Here is a 6,470-nt window from a genome sequence, read left to right as displayed (position 1 = left end):
CGCAGTCCGCCGGCGCCGTGAACCCGGCACCCGCGGGCCGCACCTCGAGGCTGACCGAGTCCGCGGTGTGCCCGGGCGTGGCCAGCACGATGATGTCCAGCCCGGCGGCGTGGATCTCCTCGCCGTCGACAAGTGGCCCGGCGTCGCGGCAGTACTGCTCCCCGACCGCACGGACCGGGGCGCCGGTCAGCGCCCGGAGGTGGTCGATCCCGTCGGTGTGGTCCCCGTGGCGATGGGTGACGACGACGAGCTCGACCTCCCCCACGATGGCGGCGATCCGCTCGGCGTGCGCGCGATCGTCCGGACCGGGATCCACCACCACGGCGGTGGGCGATCCCGGGGCCCGCAGCACGACCGTGTTGGTCCCCTCGAAGGTCATCTCCGAGGGGTTGTCGCAGAGGATCACCCCGGCCAGGTCGGTGACGGGGCGCAGCGTCTCGTACGCGGGGAACGTGATCGGGGCCAGACCGCCGGACGTCGCCATGGTCCGCCCTAGCCCTCGACCTCGACGACGAGCTCGACCTCGACGGGAGCGTCGAGCGGCAGCTCGGACACCCCGACGGCGGAGCGGGCGTGGATGCCGGCGTCGCCGAAGACCTCACCCAGCAGGTCCGAGGCGCCGTTGATCACCGCGGGCTGGGCGTTGAAACCCGGGGCCGAGGCGACAAACCCGACGACCTTGACGATCCGCACCACGGAGTCGATGCCGACCAGGCCGTCGACCGCGGCGAGCGCGTTGAGTGCGCAGGTCCGGGCGAGACCGGCGGCCACCTCCGGGCTGATCGCGGCACCGACCTTGCCTGTCGCGGCGAGGGCGCCGTCGACCATCGGCAGCTGGCCGGAGGTGTAGACGTACGCCCCCGTCCGCACGGCGGGGACGTAGTTGGCCAGCGGGGGGACGACGGTCGGCAGGTCGATCCCCAGCTGCTCCAGCTTGCGGGTCCAGTAACCCCCGCCCTCGCCCTCCGACATCAGAGCCGGCGCTTGAGGTAGGCGACGTGCTGCTCGCCGGTGGGCCCGGGCAGCACGGAGACGAGCTCCCAGCCGTCGCCGCCCCACTGGTCGAGGATCTGCTTGGTGGCGTGGGTGAGCAGCGGGACGGTCGCGTACTCGAACCGGGCTGCGGAGGTGGATTCGCTCATGCCCCCCACTCTAGGGAAGTCGAGAGCAGCCCGCGCGCGGTGGTGGATGCGCTTAGTCTGGAACGCATGCCGTCCACCGACATTCCAGGAACGCAGGCGACACGTACGCAGGAGACACAGTCGACGAGGGCGACCATCGCCGACGAGTTGTCCACCGGCTGGTCCGACTCCTCCTCCCGCGCAGACCTCCACTATGTGTCCGGGAAGGGGGGAACGGGTAAGACCACGGTCGCCACCTCGCTCGCGCTGGCACTGGCCTCCACCGGCAAGCGCGTGCTGCTGGTCGAGGTGGAGGAACGCCAGGGAATCTCCCGGATCTTCGACCGCGCCCCGCTGCCGTACCGCGAGGAACTCGTGGCCAGGGTGGACGGCGGCGGCAAGGTGTTCGCGCTGGCCATCGACATCGAGGCCGCGATGCTCGACTACCTCGACACCTTCTACCACCTCGGGGTGGTGGGCAAGGTGATGAAGTCGGTGGGCGCGATCGAGTTCGCGACCACCATCGCCCCCGGCCTCAAGGACGTGCTCCTGACCGGCAAGATCTACGAGGTCGTCACGCGCCAGCACGCCAAGAAGGAGGTCGTGTACGACGCCGTGGTGGTGGACGCCCCGCCCACGGGCCGTATCGGCAAGTTCCTCGACGTGACCACCGCGATGGCGGACCTGGCCGCCGGCGGTCCCATCCGCCGACAGGCCGATGCCGTCTCCGAGCTGGTCCACTCCCCGCAGACCGTCGTGCACCTGGTGACCCTGCTCGAGTCGCTGCCGGTCCAGGAGACCATCGAGGCGATCGAGGAGCTGCGTTCGCACGACCTGCGGGTCGGGCAGGTGATCATCAACCGGGCCGAGACCAGGCACCTCGACGACGCCGCGCTCCAGCGGATCGCCGAGGAGGACATCGACGCCGGCGCGGTGCTGGCCGGGCTCGAGGAGACCGGTGTGGAGCTCGACGACGAGGGCCTGCAGGGGCTCCTGGTGGAGGCGATCGAACACGCCCGCGTCGCACGCGGTCAGCTCAAGGCCGGCGAGACCCTGACCTCCTCCGGCTGCCCGACCCTCGTGCTGCCGGCCCTGCCCAACGGCGTCGAGGTCGCCGATCTGTACGACCTCGCCTCCGCCCTCGCCGACCAGGGAGTGCACTGACATGACTCGTCGTCTCGACATCACCGGAATGCTCACCGATCCCGCGACCCGTGTCGTGGTCTGCACCGGCGCCGGCGGCGTGGGCAAGACCACCACCGCCGCCGCGGTGGCCCTGCGCGCGGCCGAGCTCGGCCGCGACACCGTGGTCCTCACCATCGACCCGGCCCGGCGCCTCGCGCAGGCGCTGGGCATCGACAGCCTGTCCAACGAGCCGTCCCGGGTGAACCTGGGGCCGGAGTACGCGGACTCGGGCGGGTCGCTGCACGCGATGATGCTCGACATGCGTCGCACGTTCGACGAGCTGGTCACCGCCAACACCACGCCCGAGAAGGCGCAGTCCATCCTGGACAACCATTTCTACAAGACCATGGTCACCTCCTTCGCCGGGACGCAGGAGTACATGGCCATGGAGAAGCTGGGGCAACTGCTCGACGACTCGACGTGGGACCTCGTCGTGGTCGACACCCCTCCCTCCCGCAACGCACTCGACTTCCTCGACGCCCCGCGTCGCCTGGGCGCGTTCATGGACAGCCGCCTCATGCGGGTGTTCGCGGCGCCCGGTCGCGGGGTCGGCCGGTTGATGACGGGCGCCATGAGCACGGCGATGCGGGGTGTGTCGGCCGTCGTCGGCTCGTCGATGCTCAAGGACGCCTCCGAGATGGTGGTGGCCCTGGACTCCACGTTCGGCGGGTTCGCCACCCGGGCCTCCCGCACCCAGGCGGTCCTGCGCCGCAAGGGCACCGAGTTCCTTGTGGTCTCGTCCGCGGAACGACCGGCCCTGCGCGAGGCCGCATTCTTCGCCGAACGTCTCTCAGAGGAGGAGATGCCGCTCGCGGGGGTCGTGATCAATCGCACCCACCCGCGACTGACCGACCTGACGGCCGAGCAGGCGTGTGCGGCCGCCGACCGGTTGGCGGGGAACCCGGAGGCCGAGGCGGTGCTTCGGATCCACGCCGACCGGGCCGGCACGGCCAAGCAGGAGGTCCGCCTGCTGGAGTCGTTCACCGACACCCATCCGGACGTGCGGATCGTGGGGGTGCCCTCGTTGCCGTTCGAGATCTCCAACCTGGAGGCGCTGCGCTCGGTCGGTGACCAGCTCTGCGGGTGAACGGTCGACCGGTCGGACAGTCGGACAGTCGACCGGATGATCAGACCCGGTGGGGATACGACACGACCCGCGGCGGATGCCGCGGGTCGTGTCCGTGTCGGGGTACGGGGCCGATCGGGAGGCGTCAGTAGATGACGGTGTGCCGCTCGATCTGCTGGGCGAAGAAGTCGGCCCAGGACCGCACCTCGGGATGCTGCTTGAGCAGGGCGCGGCGCTGACGCTCGGTCATCCCGCCCCAGACCCCGAACTCGACGCGGTTGTCCAACGCGTCGGCGCGGCACTGCAGGAGGACCGGGCAGTGGCGGCAGATGGAGGCCGCCTTGCGCTGCGCGGCGCCGCGGACGAAGAGTTCGTCCGGGTCGATGTCCTTGCACCGGGCCTGGGCCACCCATTCCTGGCGGCCCTCCCCGATGATCGTCTCCTCGGACCCGAGAGGATTGCCTGAACCGGGGCGGACCCCGGCGTCGTCGGTGCGGGAGGTCCCGGGAAGGGTGGCCGTCATCGATGTACCCCTGTCTGTGTGGAGTCGCGGACGGGTCTACCGCACACGCCTCCGGCCTTCTGGACCCACCCGGCGCGGCGGGCCCACGATGTCCACGGGAGCCTCTCGGCCGTGAGTGCCGTCGGACCACGACCTCATCCGGGTTCGAAACGTCCCGCGTTCCCTCATATTGTTACCGTAGTCACACAACAGAAGTAAAGAGTCGTGTGCTGCGGACGCCTCGGGGGGTGGCGGGACAGGGGTGTTCACGTACTCTGGCCCCGTGTCGGCTATGAGTTCGCTGGGAAAGCTGGTCGCGGCTTCTGTCGCCGCCGGGGTGGTGGCGGCCGGGTCGTTGTTCCCGATCGCCGGGGCGGCGGGGCTGGCCTCCAACAAGATGGCGGACTCGCTTTCCGGGACCTCTGCGGACCTGATCAAGGGCGATCTCCCGTCCATCTCCACGGTCACCGACTCCGGGGGAACGCCCATCGCCTGGTTGTACGACCAGCAGCGGGTGGTGGTCCCGAGCGAGGAGATCTCGCAGAACATGAAACTGGCGATCATCGCGATCGAGGACCGCCGGTTCGCCGACCACAACGGTGTGGACTGGCGGGGGACGATCCGCGCGGCGCTCACCAACGCCACGTCCGGGGACGTGCAGCAGGGCGCCTCGACCATCGATCAGCAGCTGGTCAAGAACTACCAGTTCCTCGTCTCCGCGGAGAACGACGCGGAACGCCGCGCGGCCGTGGAGACCACCCCGGCGCGCAAGATCAAAGAGATCCGGATGGCGCTCACGCTGGACAGCGAGATGAGCAAGGACGACATCCTCAGCAAATACCTCAACCTGATCTCGTTCGGCAACGGTTCCTTCGGGGTCCAGACCGCGGCCCAGACCTACTTCGGCGTCAACGCCTCGGACCTCTCCGTGCCGCAGTCCGCCATGCTCGCCGGGATGATCCAGTCCACCAGCATGTTCAACCCGTACGCGAACCCCGAGGACACCAAGAACCGTCGCGACACCGTCATCGACACCATGGTCCAGACCGGCGCGATCACGCCGGCCGAGGGCGCGGCCTACGCGGCCGAACCACTCGGTGTGCTGGAGCGCCCCAACTCGCTGCCCCGTGGCTGCATCACCGCCGGTGACCGCGGGTTCTTCTGCGACTACGTGCTGGACTACCTGGATCAGAACGGTCTGAGCCGCGAGATGGTCCAACAGGGCGGGTACACCATCCGCACCACCCTCGACCCGACCGTCCACGACTCGGTGCAGCGCTCGCTCAACACCTACGGGAACCCGACGGGGCAGGGCGTGGCCGAGGTCATGAGCGTCGTGCGCCCCGGCCGGGAGTCCCACAAGGTCGTGGCGATCGCCTCGAGCCGCCAGTACGGCCTGGAACTGGGGGACAGCCAGACCGTCCAGCCGCAGCCGTTCTCGCTGGTCGGCGATGGCGGCGGGTCGGTGTTCAAGGTCTTCACGGTGGCCGCGGCCATGGAGAAGGGCATGGGCACCAACACCAGCCTGGCGGTCCCGCGCCGCGTCGAGGTCTCCGGACTGGGCGCCGGTGGCGCACGGGGATGCCCGCCCGCCGAGTACTGCGTGGAGAACGCCGGGTCGTACCCGAGTTCGCTGTCCGTCGCGGACGCGCTCGCGCAGTCGCCCAACACGACCTTCGTCAACCTCATCAAGGACGTCGGCGTCGCCCCCACCGTGGACATGGCGGTCCGGCTCGGGATGCGCTCCTACGACCGCAAGGGCACCGCGGCGGACGGCGACTCGATCGCCGGGTTCATCAAGAAGAACAACCTGGGGTCGTTCACCCTCGGGCCCACGGCGGTCAACGCGCTGGAGCTGTCCAACGTCGGCGCCACCCTCGCCTCCGGCGGGATGTGGTGCCCACCGAGCCCCGTCGAGTCGATCACCGACCGCACAGGCAAGCCGGTCGAGCTGAGCGAGCCGGGGTGCGAGCAGGTCGTCGAGCCGGGGCTGGCGGACACGCTCTCGGTGGCCCTGTCCAAGGACCACGTGGGGGCCGGCACCGCCGCGGGCGCCGCGGGTGCCGCCGGGTGGAGCCTGCCGATGTCGGGGAAGACGGGGACCACCGAGGCCAACCGCTCCTCCGCGTTCCTCGGCTTCACCAACAACTACTCCGCCGCCGTCTACGCCTTCAACGACGGCACCACCACCAGCGAGTTGTGCACCAGCCCGCTGCGGCAGTGCGCGTTCGGCAACCTCTTCGGCGGTCTCGAGCCGGCCAACACCTGGTTCTCCGCACTCACCCCGATCGCGGAGATCTACGGACCGGTCCGGCTGCCCGCGCCGGATCCCGCATTCCAGGCGGGCACCAGCGGGACGGGGACACCGGATGTCGAGGGGATGAGCCAGTCGGCGGCGACCTCGCTACTCACCGGCGCCGGTTTCGTCGTCAACACCCAGTTCGTGTCCGGCACCGGGCGCCCCTACGGGACGGTCGTGGGTCTCGACGGCGGGACCGGGATCCCCGGATCCCAGATCACGCTCCGCGTCTCCGACGGCTCGGGCGGCGGTAGCGGTGCCGCGGCGCGGGGCACCGCCGGCCAGGGCGCGTCCGGA

At 70.2% G+C, this 6,470-nt stretch carries 7 protein-coding genes; 3 read left to right on the top strand and 4 right to left on the bottom strand.

The annotated features are described in order from the left end of the window. The 3 genes from G6027_RS12680 to G6027_RS12670 all read right to left on the bottom strand — a co-directional run. Positions 1-484 (bottom strand): MBL fold metallo-hydrolase (locus G6027_RS12680; RefSeq protein ID WP_182637493.1); only part of this gene is annotated, 484 nt, incomplete at its 3' end. A gap of 8 nt (positions 485-492) precedes the next feature. After that, positions 493-972, bottom strand: coding sequence for a RidA family protein (locus G6027_RS12675; protein WP_182637492.1), 480 nt, complete (start codon positions 970-972; stop codon positions 493-495). After that, positions 972-1,142, bottom strand: coding sequence for a DUF4177 domain-containing protein (locus G6027_RS12670; protein ID WP_182637491.1), 171 nt, complete (start codon positions 1,140-1,142; stop codon positions 972-974). The genes G6027_RS12675 and G6027_RS12670 overlap by 1 nt, the downstream gene beginning before the upstream one ends. Positions 1,143-1,208: 66 nt before the next feature. On the opposite strand from G6027_RS12670, the gene G6027_RS12665 reads away from it, so the two are divergent. Further along, the gene (locus G6027_RS12665; RefSeq protein ID WP_182637490.1) at positions 1,209-2,285 is read left to right on the top strand and encodes an ArsA-related P-loop ATPase; all 1,077 of its coding nucleotides are present in this window, start codon (positions 1,209-1,211) and stop codon (positions 2,283-2,285) included. A 1-nt stretch (position 2,286) separates the two neighbouring features. Then, the gene (locus G6027_RS12660; RefSeq protein WP_182637489.1) at positions 2,287-3,393 is read left to right on the top strand and encodes an ArsA-related P-loop ATPase; all 1,107 of its coding nucleotides are present in this window, start codon (positions 2,287-2,289) and stop codon (positions 3,391-3,393) included. 124 nt (positions 3,394-3,517) lie between these two features. On the opposite strand, the gene G6027_RS12655 is transcribed toward G6027_RS12660, so the two are convergent. Further along, positions 3,518-3,895, bottom strand: coding sequence for a WhiB family transcriptional regulator (locus tag G6027_RS12655; RefSeq protein ID WP_182637488.1), 378 nt, complete (start codon positions 3,893-3,895; stop codon positions 3,518-3,520). A gap of 271 nt (positions 3,896-4,166) precedes the next feature. On the opposite strand from G6027_RS12655, the gene G6027_RS12650 reads away from it, so the two are divergent. Then, a partial coding sequence (locus G6027_RS12650; protein WP_182637494.1) for a transglycosylase domain-containing protein occupies positions 4,167-6,470 on the top strand: 2,304 nt, incomplete at its 3' end.

Origin of the sequence: Dietzia sp. SLG310A2-38A2, assembly GCF_014145095.1 — a bacterium.
Classification (GTDB): Bacteria; Actinomycetota; Actinomycetes; order Mycobacteriales; family Mycobacteriaceae; genus Dietzia.
This window is presented reverse-complemented; position numbering and strand designations above follow the sequence as displayed.

Coding starts and splice junctions, on each gene's coding strand:
- G6027_RS12655 (WP_182637488.1), bottom strand. CDS start 3,895: ATGACGGCCACCCTTCCCGGGACCTCCCGCACCGACGACGCCGGGGTC.
- G6027_RS12670 (WP_182637491.1), bottom strand. CDS start 1,142: ATGAGCGAATCCACCTCCGCAGCCCGGTTCGAGTACGCGACCGTCCCG.
- G6027_RS12665 (WP_182637490.1), top strand. CDS start 1,209: ATGCCGTCCACCGACATTCCAGGAACGCAGGCGACACGTACGCAGGAG.
- G6027_RS12660 (WP_182637489.1), top strand. CDS start 2,287: ATGACTCGTCGTCTCGACATCACCGGAATGCTCACCGATCCCGCGACC.
- G6027_RS12675 (WP_182637492.1), bottom strand. CDS start 972: ATGTCGGAGGGCGAGGGCGGGGGTTACTGGACCCGCAAGCTGGAGCAG.